Source organism: Mycobacterium dioxanotrophicus, from assembly GCF_002157835.1.
Taxonomy (GTDB): Bacteria; Actinomycetota; Actinomycetes; order Mycobacteriales; family Mycobacteriaceae; genus Mycobacterium; species Mycobacterium dioxanotrophicus.
In genome coordinates this window covers 116,369-133,985 of record NZ_CP020809.1, presented here as the reverse complement: position 1 = coordinate 133,985, position 17,617 = coordinate 116,369, and the positions used below count along the sequence as shown (strand labels likewise).

The 17,617-nt window shown below is 64.6% G+C and carries 16 protein-coding genes, 3 pseudogenes and 1 other annotated feature; of the genes and pseudogenes, 9 read left to right on the top strand and 10 right to left on the bottom strand.

Going from position 1 to position 17,617, the window contains the following annotated elements; genetic code table 11:
* Positions 1-38: 38 nt before the first annotated feature.
* The gene (locus tag BTO20_RS00615; protein ID WP_232490994.1) at positions 39-359 is read right to left on the bottom strand and encodes a helix-turn-helix domain-containing protein; all 321 of its coding nucleotides are present in this window, start codon (positions 357-359) and stop codon (positions 39-41) included.
* A gap of 129 nt (positions 360-488) precedes the next feature.
* Between BTO20_RS00615 and BTO20_RS00610 the strand changes: the two genes are divergently transcribed.
* Positions 489-743, top strand: a complete 255-nt coding sequence (locus BTO20_RS00610) for a hypothetical protein (RefSeq protein WP_087072500.1) — start codon at positions 489-491, stop codon at positions 741-743.
* Between the two features lie 450 nt (positions 744-1,193).
* Here the strand turns inward: BTO20_RS00610 and BTO20_RS00605 are convergent, their stop codons facing one another.
* Positions 1,194-1,382: a hypothetical protein gene (locus tag BTO20_RS00605; protein WP_087072498.1), complete on the bottom strand. Its 189-nt coding sequence runs from the start codon at positions 1,380-1,382 to the stop codon at positions 1,194-1,196.
* Positions 1,383-2,418: 1,036 nt separating this feature from the next.
* Between BTO20_RS00605 and BTO20_RS40150 the strand changes: the two genes are divergently transcribed.
* The gene (locus BTO20_RS40150; RefSeq protein WP_232490993.1) at positions 2,419-2,664 is read left to right on the top strand and encodes a hypothetical protein; all 246 of its coding nucleotides are present in this window, start codon (positions 2,419-2,421) and stop codon (positions 2,662-2,664) included.
* A gap of 39 nt (positions 2,665-2,703) precedes the next feature.
* Here BTO20_RS40150 and BTO20_RS00595 read toward each other — a convergent pair whose 3' ends face one another.
* Entirely contained in the window at positions 2,704-3,153 is a 450-nt protein-coding gene (locus tag BTO20_RS00595) for a hypothetical protein (protein WP_157680098.1), read from the bottom strand.
* 506 nt (positions 3,154-3,659) lie between these two features.
* On the opposite strand from BTO20_RS00595, the pseudogene BTO20_RS00590 reads away from it, so the two are divergent.
* Positions 3,660-4,647, top strand: a pseudogene (locus BTO20_RS00590) (IS481 family transposase).
* Here the strand turns inward: BTO20_RS00590 and BTO20_RS00585 are convergent.
* Positions 4,630-5,742 carry a hypothetical protein gene (locus tag BTO20_RS00585; RefSeq protein ID WP_157680096.1) on the bottom strand — a complete coding sequence of 371 codons (1,113 nt, stop codon included), beginning with the start codon at positions 5,740-5,742 and terminating at the stop codon, positions 4,630-4,632. The pseudogene BTO20_RS00590 and the gene BTO20_RS00585 sit on opposite strands and share 18 nt — an antisense overlap.
* Positions 5,743-7,029: 1,287 nt before the next feature.
* Positions 7,030-7,326, bottom strand: coding sequence for a WhiB family transcriptional regulator (locus BTO20_RS00580; protein ID WP_087072493.1), 297 nt, complete (start codon positions 7,324-7,326; stop codon positions 7,030-7,032).
* Positions 7,327-7,537: 211 nt separating this feature from the next.
* On the opposite strand from BTO20_RS00580, the gene BTO20_RS00575 reads away from it, so the two are divergent.
* Positions 7,538-8,251, top strand: coding sequence for a transcriptional regulator (locus tag BTO20_RS00575; RefSeq protein ID WP_087072491.1), 714 nt, complete (start codon positions 7,538-7,540; stop codon positions 8,249-8,251).
* 173 nt (positions 8,252-8,424) lie between these two features.
* Positions 8,425-8,562, top strand: a complete 138-nt coding sequence (locus tag BTO20_RS39090) for a hypothetical protein (protein ID WP_157680094.1) — start codon at positions 8,425-8,427, stop codon at positions 8,560-8,562.
* A gap of 74 nt (positions 8,563-8,636) precedes the next feature.
* On the opposite strand, the gene BTO20_RS00565 is transcribed toward BTO20_RS39090, so the two are convergent.
* From BTO20_RS00565 to BTO20_RS00550, 4 genes are read right to left on the bottom strand one after another with little or no spacing between them, the layout of a single operon-like run.
* A complete protein-coding gene (locus BTO20_RS00565) occupies positions 8,637-10,070 on the bottom strand; it encodes an SAVED domain-containing protein (RefSeq protein ID WP_232491310.1) in 1,434 nt (477 codons plus the stop codon).
* 56 nt (positions 10,071-10,126) lie between these two features.
* Complete coding sequence (locus tag BTO20_RS00560) at positions 10,127-10,630, bottom strand: Mov34/MPN/PAD-1 family protein (RefSeq protein WP_157680092.1); 504 nt, start codon at positions 10,628-10,630, stop codon at positions 10,127-10,129.
* Position 10,631: 1 nt separating this feature from the next.
* Positions 10,632-12,194 carry a HesA/MoeB/ThiF family protein gene (locus tag BTO20_RS00555; protein ID WP_087072487.1) on the bottom strand — a complete coding sequence of 521 codons (1,563 nt, stop codon included), beginning with the start codon at positions 12,192-12,194 and terminating at the stop codon, positions 10,632-10,634.
* A 6-nt stretch (positions 12,195-12,200) separates the two neighbouring features.
* Positions 12,201-13,283 (bottom strand): nucleotidyltransferase domain-containing protein, encoded by a 1,083-nt coding sequence (locus BTO20_RS00550; protein WP_087072485.1) that lies wholly within the window; start codon positions 13,281-13,283, stop codon positions 12,201-12,203.
* A gap of 205 nt (positions 13,284-13,488) precedes the next feature.
* Here BTO20_RS00550 and BTO20_RS00545 point away from each other — a divergent pair, with 205 nt between their 5' ends.
* From BTO20_RS00545 to BTO20_RS00525, 4 genes and pseudogenes are all read left to right on the top strand, one after another.
* Positions 13,489-13,956 (top strand): winged helix-turn-helix domain-containing protein, encoded by a 468-nt coding sequence (locus BTO20_RS00545; RefSeq protein WP_087081397.1) that lies wholly within the window; start codon positions 13,489-13,491, stop codon positions 13,954-13,956.
* Positions 13,940-14,794 (top strand): zeta toxin family protein, encoded by an 855-nt coding sequence (locus BTO20_RS00540; protein WP_087072483.1) that lies wholly within the window; start codon positions 13,940-13,942, stop codon positions 14,792-14,794. Before BTO20_RS00545 ends, BTO20_RS00540 begins: the two co-directional genes overlap by 17 nt.
* A gap of 168 nt (positions 14,795-14,962) precedes the next feature.
* Positions 14,963-15,163, top strand: a pseudogene (locus tag BTO20_RS00535) (helix-turn-helix domain-containing protein); the annotation flags it as partial.
* A 697-nt stretch (positions 15,164-15,860) separates the two neighbouring features.
* A complete protein-coding gene (locus BTO20_RS00525) occupies positions 15,861-16,247 on the top strand; it encodes a hypothetical protein (protein WP_232490992.1) in 387 nt (128 codons plus the stop codon).
* A gap of 28 nt (positions 16,248-16,275) precedes the next feature.
* Here the strand turns inward: BTO20_RS00525 and BTO20_RS00520 are convergent.
* A pseudogene (locus BTO20_RS00520) lies at positions 16,276-17,535 on the bottom strand (IS3-like element ISRru1 family transposase).
* Positions 17,121-17,251, bottom strand: a sequence feature (AL1L pseudoknot). It overlaps the preceding pseudogene by 131 nt.
* Positions 17,536-17,617 lie beyond the last annotated feature (82 nt).

Sequence of the window (17,617 nt, the reverse complement as noted above, 5' to 3'; positions counted from 1 at the left end):
CCACTGTACGGGCCCTGGGACGATACTCGAAGCGAACCCTAAGGTCGGCTCTCGAGGGCAACGTCGTGGGTGAGGGCCTGAGCGAGGAGCTCGATCACGGCCTCCCATATCGCGTGCTGATTGCGTCGGTAGTGCACTCGCCCCATGCCGTCCTCCCGAGTGATGAGCCCGGCAGTCGTGAGGTCTTTGAGCGGTTGCTGAATGGCGCTCTGTGCGCGGAATCCGAGGTCGGCGGCCAAATCGGTGGGATTCACCAACCCGTCGCTCTGGGCGATCGCAGCCATCACCGCGAGGCGATGCTTCTGGCCGAATACCACCGATGAGAGTTCTTGGACTCTCGCCGATTGCGCATACGACACGACTGAGATGCTATTACAGCATTTCCGTTACGGGATACTTGTTACTGATATCCTGTTATCTAAATCGTGTAATGCCAGTTCAGGGAACCAGGACCAGTCAACCACGATCATGAGGTGAACGGAGCGACTATGGCGGACACGACCGCAGAGACGAAGGCGGCTCGTCGTCGCGGCGACTGGCGGCATCGCGAGAACCGCGCGTCGTCGAAATACATCGCCAAGCGTGTCACCGAGGAAGACCACTTGGCCTTGACCAAGTACGCAGAGGACCACGGTGTGAAGATCGCCGAGCTGCTCACTCCGTTTGTGCACGATCTCATTCAGCGAGCCCACGAACATTGCGGGCAGCCCCAGGCGTACCCGACTTCGGCGAAGGCGTCGTAACCGTTCGGTCGTCATCGAGAAGGATCGGTTCAGCCAGGTGATGTGCGCCCGCACTTCGGCCCGCCTTGCGGGAGAGGGGTGGGACACATCGCTGCCAGCCGTCGCTGCGTGTGGCCGCCGCTATAGGCGATCAATTGAACCCCGGCAAGACGCCACATGTAGACGGTCATCGGGCCCAGCGCCCGGGAAACCTCCTGGGCTAGAGACGATCCGGCCGCGAACGCCATAGATTCCCACGGCAATTCAGCCAATGCTCTTGCTGAGCTCTTGCGTTTCAGGCGGCTCGGGTCGGCCAGACACAGACTGTGATTCGCACGCCTGGACGAGCATCTCGACCGGCAATGTCCTCGGTGCCCGCGTCCGGGCCGCCCCATCTGCGCGGACCACAAGACGGGGTCAAGGACCCGTCTCCCGGCCAGCGCATGCTCGGCGTCGGTCATTTAGAGGAATCTAGGGCACGTCAGCCTTGGGCGTAGGAGTCCACGTGGCCGAGAGTTGAACTCTGAGGTCGGCGCTCCACAGTCGAGCTACTGAACCGTCGAGGTTCATGAAGAGCGGCACTACCTCAGCCTCCTCACCTTCTCGTTCGGTGATCTGCAGCGCGACAATGGGCAGCGCGTTGCCAGCCGAGTCCGACACCAGTCAGTCCGGGTGGCGCGGGGATGACACTCCGGTGCCTGACTCATCGGGACATGTCTGACATGTCCTCCACGGTAGCGGCGTGCACCGACTTTTCGCCACACACCTCGGCGGCGACGAACCCGGCTGCCGAGAGGTCAACCCCATGAAAACAGAGCATGGACCATCACTTTGACGGCCATAGGCTTGAGACAGGTGTGGACGGCTCACTCCGCATCGTCTGTGTCCGGCACCTTCATACCTCCAGCGCCTCCGAAACCGCCACGTGGGCCTTATTGAGACGGCCTATCTGACAAGGGGATACGAGTAGTGCGATCCACACCGTCAACGACTAACGACCACGCAGCGGCGTGGTCGACGATGCGTGCGGATCGCCGCTTCTTGTGCCCTCTGCTGACAGTGGCCACCACGCTTTCTGTGGGAGGCAATGTCGGGCACGCCTGGTTAACCGTCGAGACGGCTGCGAGTAGGGGAGTGGCAATCGGGTGGGCTGCTGCTCCACCGGCGTCGTTGATGCTCGCCATTCACGGGTTGCCGACCCTGGGACGGGTGCTTGGTAGCGAAGAGCGCGACAGGCTGCTGACGTTCGTTCACCGTCGGTGCGTTCGGGTGGTCGGCGTTCAGCATCTTTGGCTTCACCACCGAGACGGGTGTGCCGGAACAGATGGCATGGGTGGCGCCATTCGTCATCGATCTATCGGTCTTCGGTGCTACACGAGGGCTGGTGCTCACTGCGCCACTGGCGGCCCGCACGGACGACGATGCCAGGCATCGACCTGCAGCGTGCGTTCCGAGGCCGAGGTGACACCGGTGGCCGCGGACGCCGAGGTGAAGGCGGCCGTGGCCTGGCGCGGTCATCGGCGCTGCCCCGGCGGCCAACCCCACGGTATCTGACTCGGTGGAAACCCAACCCGCCGTCGCAGCCATTACGACGCCCGTCGTAACCGCCGAACCGATGCTCGGGAATGAGTCAGTCAAAACTGAATCACCGTCGCCTGCCGTGGATCTCGGAACAGATGGGCTGGCCCCTGCCTGTGTGACCGACGCCCCCCGGTCAACACCAACCGTCGCTGCGGGAACGCGGGAACTGGCCGAGCAGATCGTGGCTGCCGGTGCGGTGCGCAAGCCGGTCGAGACGGTGATCGCAATCCTCTCTGCGGCTGAGAGGGAACCCCGCAAAGCGGTTATCGCCGAGCACACCGGAGTGCATCATCCGGTCGTGACCAAGACTCTGGAGGACGCGGCGGCCGATCGCCGCAAGCCCTTGGCCGTGATCGGATAGCACTGGCCGTCGACGAGCCGTTTCACCCGGCCTATCTGTCTAGGTGCCGGCGCCGACCAAGATGCGCGCGCCCATCACCTCTGTGACGAGTGCGATGGCCGCGGCTTCCTCGTCAATCGGAGGTGGCCCGTGCGCCAGGACTGCGGCCAGGTACTCCGCATTCTCTCCCGGAACCGGCTCCTCAACGGCGATTTCACGCCATTCACCGGTCGCCGGGATGATTCCCTTCAGCTTGTCCTGTAAGGCCAGCCAATCGTGCCAGGCGGCCCGTTCTCGCCGGTATCGCGCGATGCGGTCAGCCTGCACGTCGTCGAGGTGGTGGGCGGCGGCGACGTCGTCGAGGGTCACCGTGCCCAGCGCCACCGTCCGCCCCGAACGGGAGACAAGCCCAAACGTTGCGAGCGTCGACAGCGTCAGTTGTCCGGCGCGTGCGCTCAACCGGGCCCCGGCGTAGATGTCGGCCGGCGATGTGAGCCCCGTGTAGGTCATCAGCTCGAAGACCGCCCGGTGCTGGCGGCCGATGACGCTCCACGCTGGGTGTACGTCTTGGACACGAACACGCTCGAGCGGGATCGGAGTTATGTGGTCCGGACCCCCGGTCGTCAGCGCATAGTAATCGGGTTCTCGTCCCACCCTGGGTCGGACGAGAACGATCGGCGACCCCACCATGTCCCTGATCCGCCGGAGGACCTCGAATACCGTCGTAGCCGGCATCAACCCAGCCGACAGTGACAGTCCTCGACCACCGACCCCGACGATGGGAGTACCTGAACGGACCTCACCGGCGACTGCAGCCTTGACCGCGAGGGACTGAAGCACATCACGCACCGTCCATCGCGCCGGCCTTCCCTGGAACTCTCTGTCCGCCCAGGCGAGTGCGTGGGCTAGCTGTACTGACCACGGACGTTAGGTACGGCGTGGCGTGGTGACATGAAGAAGACCTCCGAGTGAAGTGCGAGCTGTCTAGGAACGCACCAACCCTCTCGGAGGTCTTCGTGTCACACCGTAATGCCCCGCTGTCAGAAACTGGTCGTCTGCGCTTGGCCCGTTGTGTCGTCGATGACGGCTGGTCGCTGCGCCGCGCGGCCGAGCGATTCCAGGTCGCGGTTACCACAGCGGCACGCTGGGCAGGCCGCTACCGCGAGCAGGGTGAGGCCGGCATGGTCGACCGCAGCTCACGCCCACGCCACAGCCCCAACCGCACGCCCACTCGTATCGAGCGGCGGATCATCAAAGTTCGCGTACTGCGTCGCTGGGGACCTGCACGCATCGCATACCTGTTAGGACTCAACGTTTCCACGGTGCACCGGGTCTTGACTCGTTACGGCCTGGCCAAATTGCGTTGGCTCGACCGCCCCACGGACGGGTCATCCGCCGGATGGAATCGGCTGCCTGCGGCGACATGGTCCACGTTGACGTCAAGAAACTGGGCAAGATCCCCGCCGGCGGCGGCTGGCGGATGCTGGGAAAGTCAGTCGGCAAACGCAACAAACAAGCCGATAAGAGTTCGGGCAGCAGACCAAGCACCACAATCCAGTGCGCGGCTATCACTTCCTGCACAGCGCGATCGACGCGCATTCGCGTTTGGCCTACTCCGAGCTGCTCTCTGATGAGCGCAAGGACACCGCCGCCGCTTTCTGGCTGCGAGCCAACGCCTGGTTCACCCGGCACGGCATCACCGTACGAAAAGTATTGACCGACAACGGTTCCTGCTACCGATCACACGCATTCGGCGAGGCACTGGGCGGCATCGAGCATCGCCGCACTCGGCCGTATCGACCGCAGACTAACGGCAAAGTGGAGCGTTTCCACCGCACTCTGGCTGACGAGTGGGCCTACGCGCGTCTCTACACCAGCGACGCCGAACGCTGCGCCGAATATCCCCGCTGGCTGCACACCTACAATCACCACCGCGGCCACACCGCACTCGGCGGCCAACCACCCGCCAGCCGCGTACCTAACCTCTCAGGTCAGTACAGCTAGCCAGCGCGACTGCGGGCTGTCTGCGGGAGAGCCCCCCGACTGTGAGTATCTGTACCTGTGTGCGGACGGATTCGTTTTCGCGGGCAGTGTGGAGGCGTACCGCAAGGCTTTGCGGACGTCGCGAGCGAGTTGCGCGTCGGCGTTGGGTCCGTGTTTGGTGCGGTAGGACTCGCCTAGCCCGCTCCATTGCTGGCCGGGAAAGCTCTGGGCGCGGATCTCGGCGTGGCTATGGCCGCGAAGGACGGCATTGAGGACCGCTGACATGCGGGCCTCGGACTGACTGCGCCACGTCGTGCGGGTGAGCACGCCGCTGGAGAGGAATGCGGCGACGTCAAGGGGCATGGGCTTCGTCCAGCGGGCGCCCTCGGTCATCCGTTCGTGCTCACCGCGGCCGGTGGTGCCCTCGGCGTGGCGGGAGGTGCCCTCGGCGTGGCGGGAGGTGCCCTCGGCGTGGCGGGAGGTGCCCTCGGCGTGGCGGGAGGTGTGGGTCGACGACGTCGGGGTGCTTGGCAGTGTTCCGAGTAAGGCGTAGAGCGCCGGCAGAAGGGTGGGTTCGCTGCGTTCTGTGAGGGCGTTGATGGCGTCGACGAGCGATCCGTCAAGGATCCGGTGGCCGCCCCCGGCACAAGGGGTGCTAGGGACCGAGATGCAGCCCTCCTTCGGGTTCTGCATCGGTTTGGGGTCGAAGCTGGGCAGGCGCGCTTGCAGCTGACGCAATAACGGTTGGATCTCGTCGAAGCTGGCGGTCGTGCCGATCGCAAGGGGAACCAGGATGTGACGGCCGCCGTTGGTGGATCTGTCGGTGACAACGCGGGCTCCGCAGGCGGTGAGCCATTCCAGGGTGCGGGCGAAGTCGGCGTCGACTTGATCTCGGCCGTGGGTCTTGCTGTCGAAGTCCAGCGCGAGCAGGGTGGTACGGCGGTTCTTGTACAGATAGACGGCGGCCATGAAGGGGGGCAGCCTATCGCTGATCCGCCGCGTCTTGGCGTACTCCTTGGTCTCCGGATCGAAGACCTTCATTCTGTCGCGGCCGGGCTGCGAGAGCCGCCGCGCGAGTGCCTTCCAGACCGCCGCTGGGGGAGGCGGCGCACTCATCGTGGGGGGTGGGTATGACGCGGCCGTCGAGTGGGTTGGTGCGGAGTGGGTCCTGGCTGTGGGCCAGTATCTTGGACTATTGCGGCTCACGAGGGCGTCCTCTATCCTGAAGCCACCTGCAAAGGTGGCAGCTACACGGGGTGTGACATGTTTCGTTGTGGCGGCCTTCCGGATGAGAGGTGAGGCTCCCGTCCGGGAAATCAGATGGCCCCGCTTCGGCGGGGTTTTCTGCATTCTGGGCCGTACTGTGACGAGCTCGGCTGCGTGGGGTTGATGTGCCTCCTGATGGTCGTGTGCCGACGAGTTTGGCATGACGTGGCGGATTATCCGGTCAGACACGCTGGTCACTACCCAGATTGAACGCGGCCCCACAGCGTACGACGTGGTGCGGGACCGGCCAGCGGATGACTGATAATCATGCTGTTTGCTCCCATGGACGAGGGGTGCTGCCCAGGTAGGGGACCAGCAGTGCGGTGTCACCGCCTGGGCGGACGTTCCACCCGGCCGCAGCGAGCCGCTCACGCTGCTCGACGTCGGGGATGAATGCTGCGGAAGCGGTTGTGTGACTACTGCGGTCAGTATCGAGCGCAGGGTAGAGCTGGTGCCGGTGATACCCCACTATGGTGCGGCGGTCGTCGAGCAGTACCCAGCCGCCGCCGGCGCACGTCCGGGTCGCTGAGCATGAGATATTCGCGAGCGCTCAAAGGGGTGACGAACACCGCGCCAAACTGGCGATCGACCGACGGAGCCAACGCGGGCCGGGCCGGACGTCGAGGAGTGCGTGTGCAGACGGCGTCGAGCGATCTCGGTCATCGGAGGTCACCGCATCCGCCGTCTCCGAAATCTTGCCGGGGGACGAATCGTTCCCGGTCACACCAGAATCCCCACGGCCGCAGCCACGGACCGGTGACGACCAAGGTGGTGCAGGGACTCTCGCATCCACGCTCATCGGCCGCGAGCACGACGCGATGGGTATGGGTAGCGCGCCGAAACGCCACCTGTCCTGGTGTGCGCCAACGGCCGGGCCGACTGACTCCTCGAAATCTGCCCCGCAACACCATTGAGAAGAAGTGCCACGGCTGATCATGAGGTGTTGACTCGTCGGACGATGAAGCGATATCGGTCCTTACACATGTTCGATCGGCGCCGTTACCGTCCCGGGGTAGGTCAGGAAGTGTCCGACAAAACTGGGCCGTGCTCATCGGTACAGCCGCGTGTCCAGATCGGACAATGTTTGCGCACAGCGCATTTCGTAGTCGTTGTGGGTTTCCCATGTCGCCGCCAGCGTTAGTCGTCTGCGCCGGCCTCGTCTGCGACGTTGAATCCGCCATGGGCGGCTAGTGATCGAAGTTGGCGCAGCGCGAATTTGCGGCCTCGGCCCTCTTTGGGGAGGTTGACCCCTGACCACATGCCTTCGGCGCCGGGGGTGTCGAGGGCATCTTTGGCGCATTGCCAGCGGCGCGGGCAGCCACGGCATAGTGCTTTCAACTCCGGATCTTCGCCGCCGGCGGCCCACCGATCCGGATCGGAAATGCATGGCAGGGTGCTGTCGCGCACCGTTGGTCGTTCCAGTGTCACTGTCACCGTCGCTCCTCCCACTGAGCTATCGAATCACCCGAACTTTAGCACCTAGCTTTAGCAGTGCACTATCTACCGATAAATTTCAACGATGAAGTTTTGCGCCCTGGACCGCCCATCGCAGCCGAGCAGCGTTAGCGCGTACTTCACTGGAATCGGGCCAATATGTGCCTCGTGATGTTCGGAAACCGTGATAACCGCTGGTTACACTGACGCGGTGGAGGAAGGCGACACAGACGACGGGATTGCCCGCGCGGGTGCCGCTGCCGCAGCTCGCCGACGTGAATTGGGGATTTCCCAGCGCGAGCTGGCACGCCAGAAAGTCATCACCGCCCCGGCGCTGATCCACTTCGAAAAGGGCCGGTCCTGGCCCAGGGAGCGCACCAGGCACACCCTGGAAGAACTTTTGCAGTGGCCGGCGGGAACGATAGCGCGCATCCGGGCCGGGAGCACAGCTGATGAAGTGGCCGCCCCGCCGCCGGATGGGTCCGAGAGCGCTGTGCTGGTGGTGGATGCGCTCAAGTTGGCCCTAGCCCGCTTCGACACTGCGATCGACGATCTGCCCCCGGCCTCGTCACCCGACTTCGCAAAACGCGCGTCGACGATCCTGGCTGACCTGCGCAAGCTAGAGGCTCTTGCCGCGCGGGCGATGCGCCACAGCCAGGGCTCGCCAGCTGAGGTGGTCAAGTCTCTGGGGCTCATTCGCCGCCGCTATGACGAACTCATGCTCAAGGCCGCGGCCCATCCGGACGCCTCACTGGGCCAGCGGCTCTACGCCGCACGGCGCCGGGCGAACTTAAGCGCCGGTGAGGCGGCCGCGGTGGGCGGGCTCTCGGCGGAGCTGGTGGAGTCTGCCGAAACGGGCAAGCCGATGGACCCAGGAAGCGCTGCGCGGGTGGAAGCGTTGATCGCCGAACTCGCCGAGCCGTGACGTGTAATCGAAATTCGTGCAGGCGGGTTTCGATGTGGGCATGAAAATGGATACATGAGAACACGTTTTGGTGACTGCGCTGACATTGGCCGCCGCTGTGGCGGCGGCCCCCGCCTCGGCGTGCGCCGCTCCGGTTGAGGCGGCGGCGGCCACGGCGACGGTGCTGCGCGTAGTTGACGGTGACACAGTGGACGTCCTCGACGACGCTCGCGGACGTCTGCGCGTGCGCGTGCTGGGCATCTTCCCCGATGCTGCGTCACGCCCTGCCGCTGCTGCGGGCGCCGGACAAGGCGAAGAAGGGCCAGCAGTAGCAGAACACAACCTGAGCCCGTCCAGCGCGGGAAGCCCGCACGGCGAGAGGGGTCACGCAGTGCCGCGTGCACGGCTAGGCGTCGACGGTGAATGCGTGCACGTAGTCCGGTCCGCCGAGGTGCTCATAGACGTGTGTGATGGCGACGCGGTTCCAGTGATGTCCCATCAGGACTGCCAATCCGAGTGGACCGATGAGGAACAGATGCAGCGGTCCCGTGCTGGCGTGGCGGCGGGCGAGGTCGCGCACCGCGACAGCGAGGCTGTTGGCGGTAGCTGGTGTGGGCACCGCCCGTGGGCCCGTTCCGGCCGACGGTGTGGCCGTCACGATGGTCCCCACCGGCAGTTCCGATTGTTGTATCCATTCGATGGCGGCGGATGCGGCGTCGGCGGCGACGTTAACGATGAGCGCGGTGCCCGCGCCGGAGCCGACGGTCTGCTCCGCCACGTCCAGCGGGTAGGTCTGAGTGGCTTCTTCACTACTCCAGAGTTGGTCGCCCTGGCGGATGCCGACCTCGTACCCCAGGACCCGACGGAGTTCGGCGCCCACGAGAAAACCGGTGGCCTGCCGCAAGTGGCCACCGACGAGGATGCGGCGCGCACCACCTAGTCCGGGCGGCAGCGTGGCGACGTCGGCGGCCAACTCGTCCCACGTATGCGGCGGCGCTGGGGCCACCCGGGTCCAGTCCTTGTCGCCGGCGATGCGCTCGACCCAATCGATGCTGACTGCGGCCTGGTCGGCGAGCGGGTCATGTTTGATGGTCGCGATGGAGACGGTGGTCCACGGGGAGCCCGCGCGTAGATTCAGGGAGGTCACCGCGTCCTTGATGTCATCGAGGCTCAGCCGGCGGTGTCCGGCACGGACCTGCGCGGCGATCCAGCCCGCACCCTGATCGACCGCGTTGTCGTCTGACCTGAGTCCGTTGGCGGTCATCAACAGGCTGATCTCGTGGCGCAACCGCTGCACGTCGTAGGCGACGTCGAGGTAGAAATCGTTGAGAAAGCGCATCAGCGTCGGCTCGTCGGTGTCTGCTGTCTGAGCCCACGCCGTGCGGGCCTGGCCCCGTTCGGATCCCGGCGTTCCTTGAGCTGCGCGTGGAACCAGTCGTCCGTCACGGCCATCGCGGTCACGCAGCAGCAGGTCGTGAGGGTCGATGGTGCGGTTGGTGACCAGGCGCATCTCGACGAGGACGCTTTCGGTAGTCAACGTCGTGTGCGTGGCGACCATCTTCTTAAGGATGCCCTTGTCGTCCAGATAGGTCAGGCCCACCGGGGTGCGGTGGTCGACGGCGTACTTGACTTGCATGTACGCATGTGGTGGTTGTCGGCGGTGTCGGACGACGTCGTCGCCGTTGCCGACACCGGGTTCCTCGACGCCGACGGCGATCGTGGGATTGCCCGCGTATGCCGTCGAGTCCTGGTGCAGGGCTTCCATACACACCCGCCATGCGTGCAACCACTGGTAGTCGTCGCCGGCGATCCTGACGCCGGTTGCGCTGGGAAGTTGCATGCCGGTCACGGTCACGCTCCTAGGGGTGAGATGCTGCGGGCCAGGGCGTGGGGGACTCACCGCGGATCGCCGCGGTCGTGGGGATCGTCGATCTGTGGTGCGGCCGTGGGGAGGCCGCCGGTCAACCGGATGGTGCAGACGCGCGGGGTGAGCGCGACGATGCGGCGGGCGTCGAGCACGTATCCGTGATTGGTTCTGCGGACCACGATCTGGGTGGGGTTGGGCTGCCGGGGATGCTTCATCGAGATGACACCCAGCGTCGCCATGTCGGTCCGGCTGGGACCGACATCCTGGGGATGGGTGTGCCAGTCCCCGAGATAGCCCAGCCGCCGATCGAACGCTCGTGCGTCGAGAACGGCGGTCTGGGTGGCTCCGGCGGGGATGCGGTAGTGCGAGCGGCCCCGGTCGCTGGTCTGGATTTCGATGGCCCTGGTGACCCAGGGGTGTCCGTCGAGGTAGACACCGACCAGGATGCCACCGGTTTCGCAGGGATGGGTCCGAGCGGCGGCGATCGTCATCGTCGACAGAGCTGTCTCGGCGATAAGAAGCTCGGCACGCACGTCACACATCCACGGAGAGGTGGGGGTCCAGGGTGCCCCTGCGATCGAATGGGGGGCCCATGGTGCGGAGCACGGTGATGCGCTCATCGGGACGTTCGCATCGATCGGTGAGCAGATCCACTGCTGCGCAGGCGATGTCGGCGGCGATCGAGAGCACCGCGATCGGTGGGGCGTTGTTCACCGGGGCAGTGCAGCCCAGTTCCAGGAAGCCGGCAGTGGCGGGGCTTTGGTCCTCCGCCGGTAGAGGAAGGTACTTCGCGTCCGATTGACGTGCCGCGATCAGGGTGTCGCCGTCGGCTTGCCGCTGTACGCGCGCGAGCGCACCGTGGTGATACAGGGCGCCGTTGATGAGGGGCACCGTGCTTCGACGGCAGGTTTCCGCGAGCGCGGCGGTGATCGAGAAGATTCCGGTGCAGTCGATGACCAGATCGGCGCCTTCGATGGCGGCTTGCAACTCGTGTGGGCCGTAAGGCAGGTCGTCGTGATGGGTCACTGCGCACCACGGGGCGTGCTGTGTGACGACGTGACCCACGGCGTGGGTTTTTTTGTAGCCGACGTGCTGGCGGCTGCAGACGTGGCGCACGAGGTTGACGCTGGTGAGGCGGTCGCTGTCCCAGAGATGGAGGGTGCCCACACCGCTGGAGGCGATGGCGACTGCTACGTGGCCGCCGACGGAGCCGACGCCGGCGAGCAAGACCGTCTTGTCCGCGAGCAGGTCCGCGTCGGGTCCGGCACGTCGCCGAAGGGACGCAATGTCGTTGGAGGTCGGCGCCATCACCGACGCCTGCAGGGTGTCGTGGGTGCCGGCGAAACCGAGCACGACCGCATCGTGGTCGTCGTCGTGGCGGGGCCAGGCCAACACAACGAAATCGTGCCCGCCGCTGGGCTCGTTCAAGGACACAGCGGATCGGCGGGCCAATCCTCGGTCAAGGTGCCTGCGTTGATGGCGGGACAGCGCCGCGCGGACATCGTCGAAGGTGCGAGGCGGAACGTCGACGTCGGCGCGCAGATAGAACGCGCCGTGGAGGACGGCCTTGCCGATCGTGCGCGGATCCGGCGGATTGCCGTGGTCGATGAGCAGGGCTTCGCCTTGCACGGTGGCGAACAGTTCGGCGGCGTAGCCGTCGGATCCGCCGTCAATCAACTCACGCAGTGGTAGTTCCGCGGCGAAGGTGTTCTGGTCAACGTAGAGGCGGTAGGCGTCGAGGGCTCGGTCTACAGGGGCGAAGCCCTGCCGGGCAGCCGCAGCCCACTGATCGAGCCGGTCCCACAGTGCATTGAGCTCGCGCCCATCGATCTGGGCGGGGTCGTCCTCGGCCCAGAGGCAGATGGTGCCCTGGGCGTCGTGTTCGGTTTTGAGTCCCGCAACGAATACGTGCGCGTAGCGCAGCGGCCAACCCGGATAGAACCGAATCTGCATGCGGGTGGCGTCGGTCAGAGAGCGCAGACTTGCCCTGATCGGTCCTGTCCAGCGCGGCAGGTCGTCGTCGTGGACCGGCGAGAAGCCGGCATTGACCAGTTCCGAGCGGAACCGGTCGTACGCGGCATCATCGTAGGTGTCCAACGCTGCTCAGTTGCGACCGACGCAGGTGCCGTCGGGCAGGGCGAAGCCGCGCGGCTGGTTGCTTCCCACCGCAGACACGGCGGTGACTGACCCGACCGGAAAACCGGCCGCGTCGCAGCCATCGGGCAGGAGCAGGACGTGGCCACGCTCGTTAGTGCCGAGGATGTCGCGCCAGATCTTGGCTGCTCGGCATCGCTCAGCGGCCAGCGCGTCCCGAGCTTCAGTGGCGAGACGGTCAAAGGTTTGGGCTGCTGAGGTCCACTGCCAGTATTCGAGTGCAGGTTTCAGCGGCGTGCCGAGCACGGGATCGCGCAACCCGTCTTCGGCACTGTCGTTCAGCCGAGCCGACACCTGCTCCAGCGTCGAGGCGAGCAACTCCGCCCAGGAGGTCCCGGTAACGAGCTGGTCGTTCCACACGTAGTAGGCCGCGATTTCGACGAACAGGCCACCAGGCCGTTGCCCGCCGAGGTGGACGTGGCGCACCTGACGCAGCAGCCGAACAATCGGCCGGTAGGCGTTCGTCGTGCCGACGATAGGACTCCAGGACGCGGTGGCCAAGGTGTTGGTGTCGGCCGCGAACTGCACCGGGTCGGTCTTGATCCATCGCTTGTCATCGTTGTCCCACTTATCGCGGTCGCGGTTGGGGATCGCCCAATGGCCCTGCCATGGCACCGCCGGGACCGCATCGATCGCGAAAGAGGTGTCGCTGAAGTGCTCCTCAGGATCAGGAAAGTCGATTTTCAGCGACCGTGACTGGCGGGTGATGCGCCCCCCCCCCGAATCCTCGTCTTTGAGGCCGTACTGCTCGACGAGGACCCGTTCGACCGCGTTATAGATTTTCTCGGGGCTGTGGTGCACCGAGAGGTTGGTGAAACGCAGGAAGACGTCGACGTCCTTGCCGGGATAGCGTGCAGTTTGACGCGCGTAGGAACCGATGAGGATCGTGTCGATGCCCCAGTCGCTCAACTCGGGGTCGGCTTCCAACAAACCGCGGACTTCGGTATGCGCGGCGATCGCCCGGTCGCGCTTCTCGCCGTGGACGGTGACATTGCGGACTGCCTGGGCGAACTCATCATTGAGCGTTTCCATCGGGATCCTCGGCCTTCTAGGTGTGGAACCACCATAAGTGCTGCGTGGCCGCGTCCATCGCCGACGCGTGCGACGCGCTCGTACCGACTGCAGAACGCTCACCGATGGCCCGGCGGAAGGCTGTCGTCGGCCCCGTCGTGGCGCAGAGCGTGTCCTCACCGTAGACTCGAATGTGATTCAAAATGAATCATGGGAGGTGAGGGTCATGTCGACTGACGTCGCCGACGCCCAGCAGCGGCTGACGGCCAGAGCCGCACGGCAACGCATCGATGAGCGTGAGCTAGAGCGCGCCATCTACCAGGCCGCCAACCATGCGGGGCTCTCGCAGCGGCAGATCAGCGACATCGTGGGCATCCATTCGCAGGCCACCGTCCAGCGCATCCTGCGCCGCCTCACCGAGGACCCCGCGCTGCTCGAGGAAAGACCCGCTGAGATCATCGATCGCCGCGCCGCCGGACTCATCAACACCAAAGACATGATGGACAGGCTCCTTAACTGGAGATACTCCTTCGGAGGTGTCGTACGTATCGATGGTGTCGCCACTGACGCCTACGCTACCGGCGACTGGGACGAGATCGAGATGGCCTTTTACCGAGGCTTGCTCAGCGACGACGAGTTCCAAGCCCTGGCCGCCCGCCACCTCAAGAGCATGGGCAGTGGCCTCGGAGGCTGACCTGCGCGCTGCAGTAGCCGAACAGCTCACCACCCGATCGGTGGCAGGCGGACCGCTACATCGGGAGGCCGCCGAATGCACTGAATACCGGTACGCCACCGATGTCCGCCGCGCGCAGTTGCACAAACACCTCATTGACAGGTATCTCGCCCGCGAGAATCCCCGCCGTGATGGCCGCTCAGCGATCGTCACCGCTGGCGCGCCAGGTTCGGGAAAAAGCTCGATGTTGCGCACCGTCGTCCCTGATCTGGGCGACTACCGCGTGATCGACGCCGACATCATCAAGGACTACCTCATCGAGCAGGCCCTCGACGATGGCATCTATGACCACCTACGAGCCGTGATTCTTGCCGACGGTCACGCACTGGCACCTCGCGAACTTGCCGCGCTCGTACACCTCGAATCGGTGAAGCTGGCCGACCAGATTCGACGACTGTGCATCATCCGCAAAGAGAACATCGTCGTCGAGGGCACGCTCACTTGGGATGGGCAGGGGCCGAGGATCTTTCGTGAACTCGCCGACTCCGAATACACCGATATCGAGGTGTATGGAGTCGACATCGGACAGGCCGGCGCCCACGAGCAGGCCCTGGCCCGGTGGTGGCAGGGCCGGCAACTCTGGGTCAACAACGCCGACCCGTTCGGGGGGCGATTCACACCGGCCGATGCCATCGATATCTGCTACACGAACGCCGGAGTTTCCGTATGCACTACCCACGCAATGCAATTCATCGACACAGCCCAATCCGGCGAGATCCCGCACGTCCATGTCAGCATCCTGGGCAGGAACCCAAGTGGCGCGCTGGAAGTGACCGACGAACGGCACTACCGCCAGTAATCTCGACCGCACGCCAAAGCCGAGAGCAATCACCCGAGGCTTGTACTGACAGTCAGGGCCCTTGACGTCCTGGCCACCAACATCTGGCTGAGTCGCTGCAGGCCGTCAGCGTCGGCTTGAGCTAGTGTCGTGCGTCATTCATTAGTTTACAGCGTGGGATGATGGTGTATGCCGTCACCTGCGTTGGTGATCAGTCCTGAAGTTCGTGCGACGTTGGAGTCGTGGGCGCGGTCCTCGACCGCATCGCCCGGCCATGTCGAACGGGTACGGATCGTGTTGGCGGTCGCTGATGGCGCCGGCACCTCAGGTGCAGCGCGGCAGATGGGAGTGTCTCGCCCGACAGTGATCAAGTGGCGGGATCGGTTTGCCCGTTCAGCATCGCCGTTCCTTTACCTTTGCCTGCAAATCAGCGTTTGTCGGTGTGACGATTCCGCCTGAGAGGGTGACGTCGATGATCAGTTGCGAGATCTGACTGCTCATCGGAGAGCGCAGGAGGGCTGGAGGCCGGCGCAGTCGACGCGGCATCCGAGGGTGTCGGGTCGACGCAGCCGGCGGTGAGCAGTGCCACTGCGGTCAATGCCTTGAGTGTCCTATGCGCTGTCACGGTTACGCCCATCATGGCCAGGTGAGTCAGCGTGCCCCGTAAGAGTCCGGCCATCCCGTTTACGCCGATCGCGCATCGCACCGAACATCACCACGGCGGCCACGACGATGGCGGGTCCGAACGCGGGCACGGTCGGCAGAAACGACTGATCGGCGAGGTGCAGGGGGTCGAGGAGCAAACCCGCCCAATCCGGCGCTAAGGATTTACCGCACATAGTGTCATACTATGTGCGATCGGATAACGGGTCGATGCGCCCCAGTCGGGCGACTCGAGAACCTGTGCGCGGTAGTAGTTCGAGGTTGATGACATGGGGCGGGTTCACAGGTTGTCGACGTCGGCGAGTGATGTGCGGCTGGCCGATGCAGTACAGATCTACTTGGCGACGATTATGGTGTCGAACACCCGCGCAACCTACGCGGCGGCGCTGAATCGGTTGGTGGTCGACTTCGGGCGGATACGAATGTGGCGTTGCTGGGCTCGGAGCCGGATCGGGTCAGTGGCTGGTTCACCTTCGTGTGGGGTGGCAAGTCGGCGAAGACGTTTAACATCCGATTGACTGCGCTGGGGTCGGCGTGCGCATATTGGCGCGATCAGCAGTGGTTGGCCGGCGATCCGTTAGTGCGGTTGCGAACGCGGCCCGCACCGCCGGACACCAGTAGGGCGTTGAGCAAGGATCGGGTCACCGAGATCTTGGGATCGGATGCGGCCCAGAGGGAACAGGTGTTATGGCACATGCTCTACGAATCCGCGGCGCGTGCCGAGGAGGTGTTGATGCTGGATGTGCCCGACCTCGACACAGCGAACCGCTGCGCGGAGGTGACACGCAAGGGCGGGGCACGCGAACTCTGAACCACCCTGGATCTGATGGAGACCTGGTTCAAGCCACGTCGCGGTCGGAGGTGGCTGTCGAGCGTTGTTGACGGTACTCGTTTTCGTAGTCGATGGGCGGTTGGTATCCGATCGAGGAGTGCAGGCGGCTGGTGTTGAACCAATGCACCCAGGAAGCCGTCTCGCGCTCGACCTCGCTGCGCCCGCTCCACGACTTCTGCCGGTCGATCAGCTCGGTCTTGTACAACCCGATCGTCGATTCCATCAACGCATTGTCGAGCGCGTCGCCGACGCTGCCGATCGATCCAGCGATGCCGGATTCGATCAACGCCTCGGTGAACGCCAGAGACGTATACTGGGAACCGCGTCCGAGTGATGGACCAAACCCGTTGCAGTGAACGCGAAGTCGGACCGGCGACGTGTGAACAATGCTTGCTCGAGTACACCCGACACCAGCGGCGTCGCCTTCGTCGTCATGACCCTCCACCCGAGAATCCGGCGGGAGAACACATCGACCACGAACGAGGTGTACACGAAACCAACCAACGTCCAGCAATAAGTAAAATCGGCAACCCACCACTGGTCCGGTTGAGTCGGCGCGCCCCACTGCCGGGCAATCAGATCCGGATGTCGAGGGGCACGATCATCGCGTTCGGTGGTCACCGTACGCCGGCGTCCGCGGACAACACCCTCTGCTCCGCAGATCGTCATCAACCGAGCGACCTGATCGCGGCCGATCTCGTGACCAGCGCGTTTCATTGCATGCCAGATTTTCTTGGCTCCGTAGAGGCGTCTGTTTGCCACGAAGAACCCGTGAACGGTGTTCGTGGCGTACGCCTCTTCCAGTGCCGCTGCGGAGACGGTGCCGCGTTTCTTGGCGGCGTAGTAGGTGGACGGGGCGATCTTGATGCCGTGCTCTTTGAGTACGGTGCAGATCGGGTCGACCCGAAAAGGTGGCGGTATTCGTCGATGTACTCGACGATCACCGAAGTCGGCGGTCGACCTCCGCCGCTGCGAAAAACGCTGACGCTGTCTTGAGAATCTCGTTGGCTCTTCGCAATTCGGAGTTCTCACGCCGTAGCGCCTTCAACTCCTCGTCGCGGTCAACTCCTGCGACGGGCCCGTGTGCCTCGGTGGCCGGATCGTTCTTCTCGATCCAGTTTCGGATCGTCGCCGGGTTGATATCGAGCAGAGCCCCGACGTGCTTACGGGCCGTTACTTTCGGCTCGCCGTACTCCTTGAGCCGGTCGCGATACATCCGAACTGCCCGCTCCCGCGTCTCAGCATCGAACTTCCTTGGTGCACCCATATCTGCATTCTCCTGGTGAGATCACAGTCTCCACCAGCCCCAGGGTGGTTCACTCGTCGCGTGGCAGAGCGCTACCGCGCGC